This is a genomic window from Halorubrum sp. (genome assembly GCF_046498025.1).
GTDB lineage: Archaea > Halobacteriota > Halobacteria > Halobacteriales > Haloferacaceae > Halorubrum.
Genome location: NZ_JAWOBM010000041.1, coordinates 19,937 through 35,732, shown reverse-complemented (window position 1 = coordinate 35,732; position 15,796 = coordinate 19,937). Strand labels below are relative to the sequence as shown.

The 15,796-nt window shown below is 71.3% G+C and carries 13 protein-coding genes; 5 read left to right on the top strand and 8 right to left on the bottom strand.

What is annotated here, in order from left to right; translation table 11 throughout:
• The first annotated feature begins 66 nt into the window (after positions 1 to 66).
• Entirely contained in the window at positions 67 to 1,956 is a 1,890-nt protein-coding gene (locus R6U01_RS08375) for a hypothetical protein (protein ID WP_410286007.1), read from the top strand.
• 80 nt (positions 1,957 to 2,036) lie between these two features.
• On the opposite strand, the gene R6U01_RS08370 is transcribed toward R6U01_RS08375, so the two are convergent.
• From R6U01_RS08370 to R6U01_RS08350, 5 genes are all read right to left on the bottom strand, one after another.
• Positions 2,037 to 2,765 carry an SDR family NAD(P)-dependent oxidoreductase gene (locus R6U01_RS08370; protein WP_410286006.1) on the bottom strand — a complete coding sequence of 243 codons (729 nt, stop codon included), beginning with the start codon at positions 2,763 to 2,765 and terminating at the stop codon, positions 2,037 to 2,039.
• A gap of 60 nt (positions 2,766 to 2,825) precedes the next feature.
• The gene (locus R6U01_RS08365) at positions 2,826 to 3,641 is read right to left on the bottom strand and encodes a class I SAM-dependent methyltransferase (protein ID WP_410286005.1); all 816 of its coding nucleotides are present in this window, start codon (positions 3,639 to 3,641) and stop codon (positions 2,826 to 2,828) included.
• A 67-nt stretch (positions 3,642 to 3,708) separates the two neighbouring features.
• Entirely contained in the window at positions 3,709 to 4,185 is a 477-nt protein-coding gene (locus R6U01_RS08360; protein WP_410286004.1) for a hypothetical protein, read from the bottom strand.
• Between the two features lie 90 nt (positions 4,186 to 4,275).
• Complete coding sequence (locus tag R6U01_RS08355) at positions 4,276 to 5,151, bottom strand: deoxyribonuclease IV (RefSeq protein ID WP_410286003.1); 876 nt, start codon at positions 5,149 to 5,151, stop codon at positions 4,276 to 4,278.
• Positions 5,152 to 5,204: 53 nt separating this feature from the next.
• Complete coding sequence (locus R6U01_RS08350; RefSeq protein ID WP_410286002.1) at positions 5,205 to 6,134, bottom strand: biotin/lipoate A/B protein ligase family protein; 930 nt, start codon at positions 6,132 to 6,134, stop codon at positions 5,205 to 5,207.
• Between the two features lie 168 nt (positions 6,135 to 6,302).
• On the opposite strand from R6U01_RS08350, the gene R6U01_RS08345 reads away from it, so the two are divergent.
• From R6U01_RS08345 to R6U01_RS08335, 3 genes are all read left to right on the top strand, one after another.
• The gene (locus R6U01_RS08345; protein WP_410286001.1) at positions 6,303 to 7,217 is read left to right on the top strand and encodes a serine/threonine-protein kinase RIO2; all 915 of its coding nucleotides are present in this window, start codon (positions 6,303 to 6,305) and stop codon (positions 7,215 to 7,217) included.
• Positions 7,218 to 7,389: 172 nt separating this feature from the next.
• Complete coding sequence (locus tag R6U01_RS08340; protein ID WP_410286000.1) at positions 7,390 to 8,172, top strand: FAD-binding protein; 783 nt, start codon at positions 7,390 to 7,392, stop codon at positions 8,170 to 8,172.
• Positions 8,173 to 8,196: 24 nt separating this feature from the next.
• Complete coding sequence (locus tag R6U01_RS08335; RefSeq protein ID WP_410285999.1) at positions 8,197 to 9,243, top strand: hypothetical protein; 1,047 nt, start codon at positions 8,197 to 8,199, stop codon at positions 9,241 to 9,243.
• A gap of 12 nt (positions 9,244 to 9,255) precedes the next feature.
• On the opposite strand, the gene R6U01_RS08330 is transcribed toward R6U01_RS08335, so the two are convergent.
• Positions 9,256 to 10,341 carry a TrmB family transcriptional regulator gene (locus tag R6U01_RS08330; RefSeq protein ID WP_410285998.1) on the bottom strand — a complete coding sequence of 362 codons (1,086 nt, stop codon included), beginning with the start codon at positions 10,339 to 10,341 and terminating at the stop codon, positions 9,256 to 9,258.
• Positions 10,342 to 10,441: 100 nt separating this feature from the next.
• Positions 10,442 to 12,763 carry an alpha-amylase family glycosyl hydrolase gene (locus tag R6U01_RS08325; protein WP_410285997.1) on the bottom strand — a complete coding sequence of 774 codons (2,322 nt, stop codon included), beginning with the start codon at positions 12,761 to 12,763 and terminating at the stop codon, positions 10,442 to 10,444.
• A gap of 103 nt (positions 12,764 to 12,866) precedes the next feature.
• Here R6U01_RS08325 and R6U01_RS08320 point away from each other — a divergent pair, with 103 nt between their 5' ends.
• Positions 12,867 to 15,074 (top strand): glycoside hydrolase family 15 protein, encoded by a 2,208-nt coding sequence (locus R6U01_RS08320; protein WP_410285996.1) that lies wholly within the window; start codon positions 12,867 to 12,869, stop codon positions 15,072 to 15,074.
• A 406-nt stretch (positions 15,075 to 15,480) separates the two neighbouring features.
• Here the strand turns inward: R6U01_RS08320 and R6U01_RS08315 are convergent, their stop codons facing one another.
• Positions 15,481 to 15,663 (bottom strand): hypothetical protein, encoded by a 183-nt coding sequence (locus R6U01_RS08315; RefSeq protein WP_410285995.1) that lies wholly within the window; start codon positions 15,661 to 15,663, stop codon positions 15,481 to 15,483.
• Positions 15,664 to 15,796: the final 133 nt, after the last annotated feature.

Here is a 15,796-nt window from a genome sequence, read left to right as displayed (position 1 = left end):
ATGCGTGAATCAGACTATTATTCACGTCTTAACTTATATACTTGTAGGACATTTAATATACCTGATATGGATAGCGACCCGACCGGCCCGCGAAACCGGTCCCGACGAAGCACCGACGAGGTCGGAACGACGCGACGGGCGGTCCTCGCCGCCGGCGGAGCGGTCGCGCTGGGCGGGCTCGCGGGGTGTACGGCCCTCGATGGGGCGGTGGACCGCGCCAGCGGGCGGGTGCTCGGGACGACGGCGTCCACGCCGGCGGCGTTCTACGCCGGCCGACCGCTGTCGGACGACTCGGCGGGCGACGCCGGCGGTGATCGAAACGGTGACGACACCCGCGTCTCCTACGCCGGACCGGCCGACGTCAGGTACGTCCCGGCGACGGCCCGGGCCGGCTCCCGAGCGATCGAGTTCGAAGGCTTCTCGGCCAGCCAGGTAACGAAAGCCCAGGACTACAACTCCTCGCGCTCGAACAAACCGGGGGGCAGGTGGTGGGTCGGCCCCGGCGACGACGACGACGGAGACGGGCTCGCGGCGATTCACGGGGTCGAACTGGAGTTGCTGGGCCACGTCGCGACCGCGCAGGCCGCCGTGGCTCGGGAAGCGAAGGACGAGGCCGAACGAGCGTTCGACGCGTTCCTCGACGCCACCACGAGCGCGCTCAGACCGGAACTCGACAAGTGCGGAACCGGCGTCTGCGAGACGATTCGGGAGAGCTCCGAGGTCCGAGAGCAGGGCGTCCGGATCGCGCGCCGCGCCGTCGACGAAGCGGACTGGGGGACGGCGGCGCGGGAGATCGCCGGCGTCGAGGAGATCGTCTTGGGCGACATCGAACGCCTCGACGGCGAGCTCGTCGGACGCTATCCCGGGCGGCCGCGATTCGCCGACATCATCGAGTACCTGCGAGGCGAGCCGACCGTCGGCGAGCGCTTCGCGGTCTGCCTGCCCGACGCCGAACTGCCGGGGGACCTCGGCTCGCTGGCCGAGGAGCTCACGCCGGGGCGCGTGCTCGCGTACTTCGCGGCCTCACGCGAGCCGGACGGCCTGCGAGCGCCGTTCCACGACCGGTACGGCACGCAGGGCATCCGCTACGACGCCGACGGCTGCATCCGGCTCGACGGTCCGGTGTCGCTCCACAGGGACCTCGCCTGTCAGGAGATACTCACGGCCGAGTTCGACACGTACCGCACCGAAAACCGGGGCATCGTCGGCTACAGCACCGAGGGGGGCGCCGTCGTCAGCGGCGCGCCGGCGTCGGCCGACATCGATGGGAAGTGCGTCTTCGTCGCTGCCGACGGCACTCTCCGCGAGCCCGAGACGCTCGACTCGTGGGAGCCGCCGGTCAACCTGGACCCGGACTCCGACGACGACGGTCTCTTGAACTCGGTGAGCCCGACGCTGGTCTGTCCCGTGGGCGTGACGCCGGCGGACTGCCCGTGCCCGTTGCCCGGCCTGTTCTACGCGCGGCGGATCGTCCACGACGAGCAGGTCATCTTCGCCGGCGGGTGGCTGCTCGACGAGGGCGCGCTGTACGAGGACTCGGTGACCCTGCTGTTCGACGAGGGCCCGACGGAGGTCGCGAGCGTGACGTCCAGGGACGTCGAGAGCGACGACTACGACGGCCGCGTCGTCGAACAGTTCTCCCGAGACCGCAGCCGATACGGATCGGCGGTCGCCAGCGCGCAGGTAGCGGGAACCGAGATGAACAAGGTAGAACTGATCGAGGCGATGGCGTCGCGGGCGTTCCAGACCGACGAGGGGCGAAACGGACTCAACGCCGTGAACGTCAAAATGCTCGGCGAGCGGGGAGATGACGACGACGGCGACGAGGGACCGAGCCACGTGAGCGCCACCGGCTTGGACGCCCCGCTCGTCCACCTGGCCGGAGTCGGAGAGCGGTCGCCTGACGAGGATATCGGACTGTTGTCGAGGGGAATCGACAAGAAGGATATCCGGTGAGAGACGGTCCGATCGAACCCTCACGGCGGGACGGGATCACAGGTCTCGGTCTTCGAGGGGCCCGATCGCTTTTTTTCCGGTCAGCGCATCAGCTCCCCGCCGTTCACGTTCAGCGTCTCCCCCGTGACGAACGTCGCGTCCCGGAGGTAGGCGGCCGCGTCGGCGATGTCCTCGGGCTGGCCGTATCGGTCGACCGGAATCCGGGCCAGCTCCTCGCGCTTCTCCGCCGGCGTCCGGTCGTCGGTCATGTCCGTCTCGACGTGGCCGGGCGCGATCGCGTTCACGCGCACGTCGGGCGCGAAGTCGCCGGCGTGGCTCCGGGTGAGCGAGAGGAGCGCCCCCTTCGAGGCGGCGTAGTGACACTCGATCGGCGCGCCGGTGTACGCGAGGATGGAGGAGACGTTCGTCACCGAGGGGTCCTCCTCGGACTCCCGGAGGTGCGGGAGCGCCGCCTTCGTCACGTTGAACGCGGAGTTGACGTTGACGTCCATGACCCGGTCGAAGTCGTCGGGGTCGAGGTCCGCGGTGTACACGTGCTGGTCGATCCCCGCGTTGTTGACGACGTGGTCCAGCCCGCCGAACGCGTCGACGGCGGTCTCCACGAGCCGCGTGGCCGCCTCGGGGTCCGAGACGTCCGCGCCCACGACGACGGCCTCTCGGCCCCGATCGCGGACGCCTTCGGCGACCGCCTCGGCGGCCTCGTCGCTGGTGTGGTAGTTGACGGCGACGTCGTAGCCGTCGTCGGCGAACCGAAGCGCGGTCGCCCGTCCGATTCCCCTCGACGACCCGGTCACGAGTGCGGTCGGCATGTCCGTCCGGTCGCTCCGGTTCGACTTCGTCCTTCCGGACGCGGCGGAGGGGCGCCCCCGTCAGTCCTCGGTCCCGACCCGTCCCACGGTCACGTCGAACGGAACGCGCTCGACGCGCTCGTACTCCCCGTCGCCGATCGCGTCGACCACCTCGCGGCCCATCGCCCGCCAGCGCCGACGGAGGTCGTCGTAGGCGTCCGCGGAGGTCGCCGTCACCAGCTCCTCGCGGTGGTCCGCGAGACCCGCGCCGGAGGCCTTCCGCGCCGCGGCCGAGAGCGCGGGCTCCGCGTACGGCGGCGCGGTCCGCTTCTCGTGGACGTACCGACGCGTTCGGAGGTCGCCGAGCCCCGCCGCCGCGAACGCCTCCCGCGCGCGGTCGCCGAGGGCGACGTCCGTGCCCACGCCGTCCAGGTACGCCTCGCGGGCCTCCCGCTCTAACCGCTCCTCGGCGGCGACCGTCGACCGCACCGTCACGTCGTCGTTGGCCGGCTCGACCGCGGCGACGAGGTCGGCGGACACCCGCGCGAACTCCCGGACCGCGGCGCTCGGGTCGGGGAGGTTGATGAGGAGGGCCTGACAGACCGCGAGGTCGACGGCGTCGTCCGAGAGCGGGAGTCGGGTCGCGTCGCCGACGGCGTACGGCAGCCCGGTCTCCTCGCGGGCGACCGCCAAGAGGTCGGGGTCGGCGTCGACGCCGAGCACGCTCGTCTCCGGCCCCGCCTCCGCGGCGAGGACGCGGGTCAGCTCGCCGGTCCCGCAGCCCGCGTCGAGGATCCGTCGGCGGCTCGCCAGCTCCAGGTCCGCGAGGGCCTCCCGGCCGTCGGCCCACATCCCCTGCCGGGTGTGTTCGAGGTACTCCGCGGAGAAGCGTCGCACGGCCTCGCGTTCGGTGCGAGACGAATTAAACGTGGGGAACTCGATCGGCGGAGCGGGCGGTGCCGACTCACTCCGCGCCGTCGTCGTCGCTCCCCTCGTCGTCGCTGCCGAATCCGACGAGGTCCGTGAGCAGCGCGACGGTGACGCCCGCGCAGTAGCCGACGAACGCGCCGCTCAGTCCGACCGCCGCGAACGCCCACGTCACCCCGCCGATCGGGGAGTCGCCGGCGCCCACGCCGGGCACGCCGACGACGGTCCCGACGACGACGAGCGCGGCGAAGACGGCCGCGGGCACCACGCCCACCGCGAGACACGCCGGGCCGCCGCAGCGCGCGTACCCGCCGACGGCCGCGATGGGGGCCGGCGCGTAGAACACCAAGAGTGGCACGAGACGGTCTGTCAGCGCCGCCGCGGTCGAGATATCGGCGCGCTCGGCGACGACAGCGACTGCGAGCGAGAGCGCCACGAGCGCGGCGAACCCGCCGACCATCGTGAGGGCCAACCGGTGCCGACGACCGATGAGGAGCGCCTCCGTGGTGGTCATAGCCGTGGATCGCGGCTCCGTGTATATAAATACGCGTCGGACGCACGTCACCAACGCAGCGACGCAGGCGTGCTCGAGACTCTTTCGGGCTCAGTCGGCCCGCAGTTCCCGGACGCGCTCGATGTTCCACGCGAAGCTCTTTCCGTTCTCGGTCGGCGTCTCTAACGCCAGCGGCACGTCCGTCAGATCCGGGTGGTTGAGGACCCGTCTCATCCCCGCCTCGCCGATGTGGCCCTCGCCGATGTGCGCGTGCTCGTCCTTGTGGGTGCCGCAGGCGTGCTTCGAGTCGTTGAGGTGGATGTACTCGAGGTGCTCTAACCCGACCACGTCGTCGAACTCCGCGACCGTCCGGTCGACCGCCTCGGGCGTCGAGAGGTCGTACCCGGCCGCGAACGCGTGGGCCGTGTCGACGCAGACGTCGATGTCGGTGTCGGTGCGGTCGATGACCCCGGCGAGGTGCTCGAACTCGCCGCCGAGCTTCGTTCCCGCGCCCGCGTCGCTCTCGATCAGGATCGCGACGCCGTCGGGCACGTCGACGTCGTCGATCACCGAGGCGGCGTTGTCGAGGCCGCCCTCGACGCCCGCTCCCGTGTGCGCGCCGAGGTGGACGTTGACGTAGGGGATCCCCAGCTTTTCGGCCGCGTCGACCTCCTTCTGCATCGAGTCGAGCGACTTCTCGCGGAGCCCGTCCTTCGGCGTACAGAGGTTGACGAGGTAGGAGGTGTGGATCACCCACGGCCCCTCCAGGTCGCGCTCAGTCCCTTCGCGGAACAGTTCGGCCTCCTCGTCGCCGATATTCGGGTCCTGCCAGACCTGCGGGGAGTGCGTGAATATCTGCCCGCAGTTGCCGCCGAACTGCTTCTGTCTGAACACCGCGTTCGCGATGTTCCCGTGCGGCGGCGTTTCGGGATCGTTGGACGCTCTCGAACCGGAAATGGAGACGTGGGCGCCGACCTTGAGACTCATACCGCTACCAGGAGGGCGACTGAAAAAGCCCCTTCGGAACCGGACGGTCGCTCCTATCGACCGGTCCCCGGTCGCGTTCGGACCCACCCGTCGTCGCGGTACTTCGTCTCAACGAGCTCCTCGGCCCGGGCGAGCTCCGCGCTCGACCAGGAGCCGTCGCGGTCGAGTTCAACCCCGTCGCGGCCGTCGTCACCCCGTTCTTCGCCGCCCTCATCCCCGGTCACCCACGCGACGAGCGCCGCCTCGACGGCCGCCACGGCGTCCGCGCGGTCGGCGTCCGCCAGTTCGTCCATTCCCACGACGCGCTCGCCGAACGCGGCCGGCGTGACCGGCGGCTCGGCGAAGACCCCGAGGTGACGCGCCGCGTCGACCGAGAACGTCAGCGAGCCGTGCTGGATCACGGCGTCGCGCTTGCGGTACTGGGCGTTGCCGGCGATCTTCCGGCCGCCCGTCGCGCCGTCCTCGCCCGCGCCGTCGTCGTCCGCGCCGTCGCCGCCCGCCGCGTTCGAACCCCCCGCCACCACGTCGTGGGCCGGGTGCAGCTCTCGCAGGTAGCAGGCGGGGTGGTACAGCTCGGGGACCGACTCCTCGACGTAGTCGGCGTCGATTCCGAGGCGGCCGAACGCGTCGAGGACCGGCTCACAGAGCAGGTGATAGCAGTCGAGCAGCCCGCCGGGCACGTCGGCGGCGGGCACCGCGATCGAGTAGGCGATGTCGCCGTGCGCGTCGTGGTAGATCCCGCCGCCGCCGGTCTGCCGGCGCGTCACGTCGATCCCCTCGCGCTCGCAGAACGCCCAGTCGACCGTCTCCGGGTCCTGTCGGTAGCCGAGCGTGAGACAGCTTGGGTCCCACCGATACGTCCGGACCGTCGCGGGGCCGCCCGCCGCCGCCGTCTCCGCCGCGACCTCGTCGAGCGCCATCTGCGTCGCTCCCGAGCGCGCCTCCTCCCGGATCAGCCGCCAGTCGCCCGTCGGCGCAGTCATGCGCCGCACTCCGCCCGCCGCCGCAAAAGCGGTTGCGCTCGGGCGCTTCGGCGGGGCGCGATCGACCGCTGCGGCGGCCGAACCCGCATTTGCTATCGCGGGATGCGATTTATCTGCCGGGCTTTCGGAACGCGCGTCCCTTTTAGGAATCGCCGGAGTAGGGGTCGTATGGTCCGAAACGTCGCCGGCGACATGGCGGAGCTCGAGCCCGAGGACTTCTATCTCCTCTCGGGCGTCGAGCAGGGGATGCGGTTCTCGGAGTGGGTCCGCCGAGACAAGCTCCCGGAGTACGCCAACCTGACGCGCGAGGAGGTCGACTACCGGATCGACCGCTGTCTCGACCGCGAGCTGGTCCGGCGGAAGACGATCCAGTACGAGGGGTACCAGCTCACCTTCGAGGGGTACGACGCGCTGGCGCTGCGCACCTTCGCCGAGCGCGAGACCATCGACGGCGTGGGCTCGCCCCTGGGGTTCGGCAAGGAAGGAGACGTGTACGAGGCGCAGTCGTTCAAGCCGCTCGCCCTGAAGTACCACCGCGAGGGGTACACCAACTTCCGCGAGGTGAACCGCGAGCGCGAGTACACCGCCGACCGCGACCACGTCTCCTGGATGTACACCGCGCGCAAGGCGGCCGAGCGCGAGTACGAGGCGATGGAGGCGATGTACCCCGACGTGAGCGTGCCGCGACCGGTCGATCACAACCGCCACGCCATCGTGATGGACAAGTTCGACGGGGCGGAGCTCGCGCGCACGAAGCTCGATCCCGCCCAGGCCGTGGGAGTCCTCGACCTCGTCTGCCGCGAACTGGTGACGGCGTACGACCTCGGCTGGGTCCACGCCGACATGTCCGAACACAACGTCGCGGTCGCCGAGAGCGGGGTCACGATCTTCGACTGGCCGCAGGCGGTCCCCGTCGACCACGAGAACGCCCGGGAGTTCCTCGAACGCGACGTCACCAACCTCCTGCGGTACTTCGGCCGAAAGTACCCCCACGAAGTCCCTCGAGACGCCGATGTCGAGGGTATCGCCGCCGCTATCGCCGACGGCTCGTTCGAGACGGTTCGGGCGTTCGCGGCCGAGTAAATCGCATAGCGCGATACGGAATCGAATTCCACGTCGCGACCGGGCGGGTCAGATTCGAAACGGATTTAATGCTTTAGGCGGACCTAAAACACATGCAACCACACACGGACCGACCCGCCGCGACCGGCCGCGCCGCGATCTGTCATCGCGGCGGCGCTAACGGGGGTGACGAGTGAGCGCCTCCGTCGATCGCGACGTGCTCGTCGTCGGCGGCGGCGTCGCCGGGCTCTCGGCGGCCGTCTTCACGGCGCGACGGGGACTCGATACGCTCGTGGTCGACGGTGGGGAGTCGATACTCCGGCGGAACGCCCACCTGGAGAACTTCCCAGGGTTTCCGCTCGGCGTGAACGCCCGGCGGCTGCTCGACCTCCTCGGCGAACAGGCCGAGAACGCCGGCGCGGCACGGCTCGACGCGCGGGTGACGCGGATCGCTGTCGTCGACGGTGACGACGACACCGACGCTGACTCGGCGGGAACCGACCCCGACGACGCCCGGTTCGTCGTCGAGACCCACGCCGGCGACCGGATCCGGACGCGGTACGTCGTCGCGGCGACGAAGAACGAGGTCGGCTACCTCGAGGGAGTCGAGGGGGTCGGCATCCTCGACCGCGGGAAGGCGTACGTCGACGTCGACGAGCGGGGCCGGACCGGCGTCGACGGGCTGTACGCGGCGGGACGACTCGCGGAGAAGCCGCACCAGGCCGCGGTGTGCGCGGGCCACGGCGCCGAGGTCGCCGTCACGCTCCTGGAGGACGACGACGCGCCCTTCTACCACGACTGGGTGGCGCCGGAGGGGTACTTCACCGACCGCGGCCGCGAGGTACCGCCCGGGTGCGAGGAGATCGACGCCGAGGAGCGCCGCGAGCGCGAGGCGGCCTCGCTCGCCGCGACCCGCGAGCGCTTCGCGGAACCGCACCCCGACCCGCAGGAGACGCACCCGAGTCTGGAGGAGTGACCGAATGAGGAGTGTGACGGCGACGTGATCGGGACGACGCTGGTGGCGATCAGCGACCACATCGAGGCGCTCTCGTCTGTGGACGGCGAGTACTCGCTGGTCTGTGCCCGCTACGGCGACCGACCGGTCCCCGCTGCCGGACTCCGCTTCGAGAACCGTGCCGCCGCGCGCGCCGCGGCCCGTGCAACCGAACAGTACCGCGACGCGCTCCGACGGTACGACCCGCAGGTACCCTACTACGACGTGATCGTCCGCCAGGAGTACGCGGCCGACGACGGGGACTCCCCCGACGGCGCCGCGGACGCCGGTACGGGTTCCGACGACGCCGGATCCGGAGCGCGGTCGGTGGACGGAGCCCACGACGTGCGGCGGTTCTCGGCGGCGGAGGCAGAGGACTGGTCGCTCTCCGATCCCGTGGTGAATCGGGACGGAGACAGCGAGTCGGACGGAGACCGGGACGGCCCTCCGGCACGGGGCTCGGGTCCGGATCGGAACCGAAACCCGGGTCGCGACCTCGTCGCGTTCTGTCACGACGCGGCCGCGGCGGTGTTCGAGGCGCTCTCGGCGGCCGACCACGACGCCGTCGAGTCGGCAGTCATGGACGCGTACTTCGCGCTCGCGGAGGAGCGATCCGACCCGGACGACCTCTGCCTCCGGCTCCTCGAGGCGATGGCGTCCGAGTTGCGACGCGGCCTCGACCCGGCCGAGCAGGCGGCGGTGCTGGCCGACGCCGCGTCGCGGCTTCCCGACACGTCTGACGACGACCCGATCTCGGGGACGTTCGGGCGACTCGTCAGGGCGGGCGTTGTCGGAAGTTACGAGGCCGACGCGGCCGAAACGTCCGACCCCTGGGGCTCGATGGCCGTCCGCATTTCGGAGTATGCGCTGACGCCGCGCGACGGGCGGTTCCCGACGCTGCCGGTCGTCTTGGAACTGTGTCGACACGGCGACCGGTCTCCCTCGCCCGCGGTGGTCCGCGTCGCCGCCGTCGAGGAGGGGTGGCGACTCCGCATCGAGACCGCCGCCGCCGAGGGTCCTTCCGGACTGTCGAGCGCACCGATTCGAGAGTGAGACGCGGTCGGACTAGTCGGCGGCGACACCGTCCTCGTCGGCCTCGATCCGCACGAGGTCCGCCTCGACGTCCTCGACGAACGCGCCCTTCCCGCCGACGGTGACGGTGCCGTCGTCGGTCTCCACGACGAGCGAGTGCTGGACCGGGAACTCGTTGTTCGTCGGCTCCACCATCCCCTGTTTCGCCTCGACGACCCGGCCGTCGAGGTCGGCCGGCTCGTCGCTCTCCGTCCACCGTCCGCCGACGGTCACGCGAGGCGTCTCCCCGGCTCGGAGGTGCAGGGTCGCCTGGAGGACGGTGTGCCGGAAGTTCGTGTACTCCGCCGGCAGCGGGGCCGGCTCCGCGGTCGCGACCTCGCTCGCGGCCGGCCAGTAGTTCCCGAGGAAGGAGCCGACGATGACGGGCGCGAGCTGCTCCTGCGAGAAGTGGATCGCCTGTCGGTCGGTGTCCGACCGCCGGAGGAGTTCGGGCGGTGCGACCACGCCCGCCGCTGAGTCGACCGTGAGCAGCGTGGGCATCGCCTCGCTCCACGTGCGGACGACGCTGGCGACACCGTTGAGCGCGCTCGCGTCGAGGTCGCTGTCGGCGAGGTCGTTCTCGGCGTCGGAGACGACGAGGAGCACGAGGACGCCTCGGTCGACGGCGGCCACCAGCGACTCGCGGACCTCGGGCAGGTGTTTCGCCGAGATCGAGAGCGTCACCTCCGACTCGGCTTCCTCGAGGAGCGTGCGGATCCGCTTGATGACGGTGACGCGGGACTTGATCACCTCGAACTGCTCGGCGCGTCGCTCCACCCGCGAGAAGCGCTCCTCCAGTCCGGGCCGGATCGCGTCGACGTCCGAGCGGAGGCGGTTCATCACCTCGTCGGGCGGGTTCGCGCGGATCGTCGTCGGCACGACGTGGTCGTTCACCTCCACGAACCCGCGGTCCGCGAGCGACTCGCTCACGCTGTAGACGTAGCGTTTCGACACGCCGGCGGCGTCCGCGATGGTGCTCGCCTTCGCCTCGCCGTGTTCCAAGAGGCTGAGATACGTGTCGATCTCTTTGTCCGAGAGCCCGAATCGACGGAGGAGATCGTTCAGCGTCCGGTCGTCCATACCGAACAGAGGACGAGGACACCACTTATATGGGTCGGAGTGCCGCACCGCTCGCTCGACGGACGCGGCGTCCCCTCGCCGAGCGGGAGCCGCGGCCTGATTATTTAAATACGGCGACGGCGTCGACCTCGGCTTCGGTCTCGACCGCGCGGTCCGCGAACAGGTCGACCTCGGCCCACTCCGGGACCGCGACGGTGGCCGGCCGGCTCGCGAAGTTGACGACGACGAGGAGCGGTCCGTCGTCGTCCCCGGCCGCTGCCCCCCCGTTCTCGCCCGCCTCGTCGCTCCGCTCCGCCGCTCGGACGTACGCGGTCACCCGTTCGGGATCGCCGTCGACGACGGCCACGTCGGCGGCGGGGTGATCGAACGCGACCGCGCCCGCCCGGAGGAGCGGCTCGCGCTCGCGGAGCGCGGCGAGGCCGCGGTGGAAGTTGGTGAGGTCGTTGTCCCCGTCGTGCCAGCGCACGGGTCCGCGGTACGTCTCGTTGCCGCGCTCCTGCCCGGCGTAAATCATCGGTGCGCCGGGGAGCGTGAAGACGGTCGCGGCGGCGGCCTTCAGGGCGTCGCGGCCGTACTCGGCGAGGTACCGGTCTTCGTCGTGGTTCTCGACGTAGCGCATCTGCGCGCTCGGGTCGTCGAAGCCGAGCCACGCGGCGCGGTCGAAGGCGTCGGCGACCGCGTCAGCGGGGGCCCTACCCGCGCCCACGTCGCGGAGGACCCCGTACAGGGAGGTGTCGTAGTGGAGGTCGAACTCGCCCTCGCCGTAGAAGGGGTCGTGCGGCAGCGTCTCGTCGAGCAGGAGGCAGTCGTCGGGGACGCGGTCGGCGACCTCCTTCCAGAAGCCGTGCGGGACCCCCCACGCCACGTCGGCGCGGAACCCGTCGACGACGGCGGCCCACTCGTCGACCACGTCAAGCAGCCACGCGCGGACGGTCGGGCTGTCGAAGTTGAGGTTGGGGATCCGTCGCCAGTTGAAGTAGTACTCCGGTATGTCGCCCTCGGTGAGCTCCGCCCAGTCGGTGCCGGTCACGTCGAACGCGCCGTCGGCCCGCCGGTAGTGGTCGACGTACTCGTCGACGCCCGCGGCGTGCAGCTGGAAGGCGGGGTGATCGCGGGAGGTGTGGTTGATCACCAGATCGAATATCACCCGGATCCCGGCGTCGTGGCAGGTCTCGACGAGCGACTCGAACGCCTCGCGCGAGCCGAGGTCGGCGGCCGTCTCGTAGTAGTCGGTGACGTGGTAGCCGTGCTCCGTCGGCGAGGCGAGCACGGGCGTCAGCCAGAGCGCGTCGACGCGCAGGCTCTCCAGGTAGGGCACCCGGCGCTCGATCTCGCGGAACGTCGTCGGCAGGGTCTCGCCCGCGAACGACCGGACGAAGACCTCGTAGATCGCCGGCGAGTCGGCCCACGCGGGGCGCGCGTGGGGGTCCCGAACCGTGACCGGCGCGTCGCAGTGGTCGCCCGAACCACCGTCGGTGCCGCCTCCGATCCGCACCGTCTCGGCCGCGCCGTACCGCTCCGCGTGCGGGACCGCGTGGACCCGGAGGCCGTCGCCGTCGACGACGTCGTCGGGGACCTCGTCGATCGGAACCGCGAGGACGGCGCCGTCCGCGAGCGCCTCGATGCGCGCGACCGTCTCCGGATCCGCGTCGCGGTCGTCGACGAGGAACTCGACGTCACGGTCGGCGGCGTCGGTCTCGATTGCGTCTGCGCCGTCCGCGTCCGCCCCGGGCGGGACGTCGACGTCGGCCGTCAGGACGACCGTCGGCCCGTCGCCCTCCGCGTGGCCCTCGCCGCCTCCGCCGGCCTCGCCGCCCTCGACGCGCGCCTCGAGCGAGAGCCGGGGACGGCCGGGTCCCGGGACCTCGACGACGTCCCCGTGCTCGTTGCCCGGATCGTCGTCGGCGACGAAGCTGAACCCGTGTCGCCCCGGCGGGACGCGCGTCCGAAGCACCCAGTCGTCGCCGTCGCGCTCGGGGCGGTCGCGGGCGAGCAGACGCTCGTTGTGCGCCCACATCAGCGAGACGCGGTCGGGGTCGGCCAGCGGGAGGTCCGCGGCCGGAACGCGGAGTTCGGCCTCGCGCCGCTCGTCCGGGAAGGCGCGAACGCGCTGGCGGTGCGTCCCGTCGGGCGCCTCGAGCGTCAGGACGTAGGTCCCCGGGGCGTCCGGCCGGAGGTGGACGACCGGCGCGTCCGACCGGCGCGTCTCGCCGGCGACGAAGACCGGCGAGCGCTCGTTCCGATCGGTCTCCGCTTCGGGGTTCGGACTGGGGTCCGCCGGCCTCTCCCCGTCGCCGACGGCGCTCGCGGCGGGCGCGTCGCGGACCGTCCACTCGTACGTCTCGTCCGGATCCGGGGATCGGGGGGCCAGCTCGACCGCCTCGCCGACGCTCGTCGCCCGCGGCGGTCCGGGTTCGTGCATGAGGGTACCCGGGCGTCGCTCGGCTTGAGGGTTTCCGTTCTGTGAACTCATGAATAATAATTACACCAAAACTTCATAGGCGGAGGGGCCGTGTGTGCGCCTAATGCAACTCCGCGACGCGCTCGATGATTACAAGCGTAACACCGGACACGCCACCCGGTTCCCCGGCGAGCGCCGGACCGTCACCGGGCGGTTCTCCGGCGGCGAGGGGCGACTCGTCCACGTCGACGAGGACGGCGAGCTCCGCGACTTCGGCTACCCGCTCACCGGGTTGACCGGGCTGGTTCGTTCCCGGATCGGGCTCGCCGTCGGCGGCGACGTCACCTGGCTCACCGAGGTGCCCACCGAACAGCGGTACGTCGGCGACACGACCCTGATCGAGACGGTCCACGAGGCCGACGTCGCGACCGTGACCCGCCACGACCTCACGCTCGGCGACGCCCACCTCACCCGGGCGACCGTCGACGTCGGGACAGACGGCCACGGGAGCGTCGACCCGGAGGCGCTCTCGCTCGTCGTCTACGCCCGGTTCGCCCCCGACAGTCGCGACGACCGCGTCGGCCAGCTCCGGTACGACGACGCGGTCGAGGTGTACCACGCCGACGAGCGCGACTTCCTCGCGAGCGACACCGGCCTCGACGACCTCCGCGGTCAGCTCCCGGCGACGTTCCCCGAACTGATCGACGAGACGCCGACGGACCTCCCCCGCGCCCGCGACGGCGACCGCTACGAGGAGGAGCGGCTCTCCGGCGAAGTCGTCGCTCACGTCCCGTTCGAGGACGGGGTCGCCACCGTCGCGTCCCTGCTGACCGACCGCACCGAGACGACGCGCGAGGCGGCCCGCGACCGGCTCGACGGCCTCTTCACCGAGCTCGACGACGTCGACGCGCTCGCCGCGGCCGCCGGCGAGACGACGCCCTCGGTCCCCGAGTCGGTGCCGGCCCGCGACTCCGTGGTCGCCGACCTCCGGGTGCTCTCGCTGCTCTCGGCGGAGTCGGGGCTCCGGATCGCCGGGCCCGACTTCGACCCCTTCTACGCGACCTCCGGCGGCTACGGCTACACGTGGTTCCGCGACGACGCGGAGATCTCGACGTTCGTCCTCGACGCCGACGACCGGCTGGGGATCGGGCTCGACGACTGGCACGCCCGCTCGGTCGAGATGTACGTCGCCACCCAGCGGCCGGACGGCTCGTGGCCCCACCGCGTGTGGCCGCGGAACGGCGCGCTCGCGCCCGGCTGGGCGAACGCCCGCATCGAGGACGGCCCCGACGTGGACTACCAGGCCGACCAGACCGGCAGCGTGATCGCGTTCCTCGCGCAGGCGCGCGAGGCGGGCGTCGCCGGACACCGTCCGGCTGCCAGCGGGACGTCGTCCCGCCCTGTCGACGTCCCCGACCTCGACGCGGCCCTCGTCGCCGCGCTCGCCGGGCTCGACGAGACGCTGGCGGACGACGGCCGCCCCGTCGTCTGCCAGAACGCGTGGGAGGACAGCGCCGGGCGGTTCGCCCACACCGCGGCGACGTTCCTGGAGGCGTACAGCGAGCTCGCGCTCCACGGGGACGGGCTCGACGCCGACGCGCTCGACGCGGGCGCGGACGCCGCCGACCCGGACGACCTCGGCGACATCGACGCCGCGGACCTCCCGGACGACCTCGCCGCCCACGCCCGCGATCAGGCGACCCGGGTGTACGAGGCGCTCGACGACCTGTGGGTGCCCGAGCGCGGCTGTTACGCGCTCCGCGAGACGCCGCAGGGGGCGATCGACGACCGGCTCGACTCGTCGACGCTGTCGCTGGCGAGCGCGCATCGGTCCTTCGACGCGCTCGGCGCGACCGACGCGGCGGACGGGACCGGCGAGGGGGGCGCCGTCGACGACGAGCGACTCGATCGGCTCGTCTCGCACGTGGAGACGGTCGTGGACGGGCTCGCTCACGAGAGCGACGCGATCTCGGGACTGATCCGCTACGAGGGGGACGGCTGGCGGCGGGCCGGGCAGCTCTCGGAGAAGGTGTGGACCGTCTCGACGGCGTGGGGCGCGAACGCCTGCGCCGAGCTCGCGGCACTGCTCCGGGCGCACGACGACCCGCGGGCCGACCGGGTGGCCGAGCGCGCCCGCGAGCTCCTCGCGCACGTCTCGCCCGGCGGCTCGCTGTGCGAGCCGACGAGCTACCTCCCCGAGCAGTTCTTCGACGACGGGACGCCCGACAGCGCGACCCCGCTCGGCTGGCCCCACGCCATCCGACTCGCGACGGTCGCGCTGCTCGAGGACGAGGGGCTCCGGTCGCCGGACCAGGTCGTAGCCGACGACTGACGCCAAGACACGGAGGTTTGACGGCACCGGCGAGATATTTAAATACGGATAGTCGACTGCGGCGGTGATTCATACCTAAACGGTGCTGTGGCGCGCCCCGGTGAGCGGCCCGGAGGACCGCGAACCGCAAGGGACCTTCGGTCCCTCTGGCAGCCGGCGGCTCCGCCGCCGGCGACGACGGTGCGAGGGAGGCGGCGGCCCGGCGTGGCTCCGCCCGCGCCGGGCCGCCCGCCGAGGGAGGTGTGAGGCTGCGATGCTCTACGGTGGGCGGGACTCGAAAGCGGCTGGTACCTCGGAGGCGGACGCTGCGTCAGTAATATCGATAAACGAGCGACCGGAACTTCAGCGACGATCACCGGGGCTCGGTCAGCGAGACGATCGCACGAAAACGAACGGAAACGGCGTCTTACCGCCACTCCTCGAGCGGCACGCAGTCCGCATCCCGGACCGTGATCCAGCGCGTCGTCCGCTCGTCGGGATCGCGGTCCCGTTCGAAGAACGTCACCTCTCCGTCTCCGGAACCGTCGTCCGTCCGCATGCAGACGAGCTCCGGGTGCTCGGCACGGACACGCGTCGCTGGCGTGGACATGCGTCACGATTCGGTCGGTATCGAATAATAACTGTTGGTTTCGATCGGTACAATTGGAAACAACTGCAGTAACAAACACCGAGTGGTCAGGGTCCTACGTCTCGGACGGGTCACCACTACTGTCAGCCAACCT

What these genes read in the sequence shown, in the direction of transcription:
- R6U01_RS08375 (WP_410286007.1), top strand. Translation starts at nt 67, where the DNA reads ATGGATAGCGACCCGACCGGCCCGCGAAACCGGTCCCGACGAAGCACC.
- R6U01_RS08370 (WP_410286006.1), bottom strand. Translation starts at nt 2,765, where the DNA reads ATGCCGACCGCACTCGTGACCGGGTCGTCGAGGGGAATCGGACGGGCG.
- R6U01_RS08360 (WP_410286004.1), bottom strand. Translation starts at nt 4,185, where the DNA reads ATGACCACCACGGAGGCGCTCCTCATCGGTCGTCGGCACCGGTTGGCC.
- R6U01_RS08355 (WP_410286003.1), bottom strand. Translation starts at nt 5,151, where the DNA reads ATGAGTCTCAAGGTCGGCGCCCACGTCTCCATTTCCGGTTCGAGAGCG.
- R6U01_RS08350 (WP_410286002.1), bottom strand. Translation starts at nt 6,134, where the DNA reads ATGACTGCGCCGACGGGCGACTGGCGGCTGATCCGGGAGGAGGCGCGC.
- R6U01_RS08345 (WP_410286001.1), top strand. Translation starts at nt 6,303, where the DNA reads ATGGTCCGAAACGTCGCCGGCGACATGGCGGAGCTCGAGCCCGAGGAC.
- R6U01_RS08330 (WP_410285998.1), bottom strand. Translation starts at nt 10,341, where the DNA reads ATGGACGACCGGACGCTGAACGATCTCCTCCGTCGATTCGGGCTCTCG.
- R6U01_RS08325 (WP_410285997.1), bottom strand. Translation starts at nt 12,763, where the DNA reads ATGCACGAACCCGGACCGCCGCGGGCGACGAGCGTCGGCGAGGCGGTC.
- R6U01_RS08320 (WP_410285996.1), top strand. Translation starts at nt 12,867, where the DNA reads ATGCAACTCCGCGACGCGCTCGATGATTACAAGCGTAACACCGGACAC.
- R6U01_RS08315 (WP_410285995.1), bottom strand. Translation starts at nt 15,663, where the DNA reads ATGTCCACGCCAGCGACGCGTGTCCGTGCCGAGCACCCGGAGCTCGTC.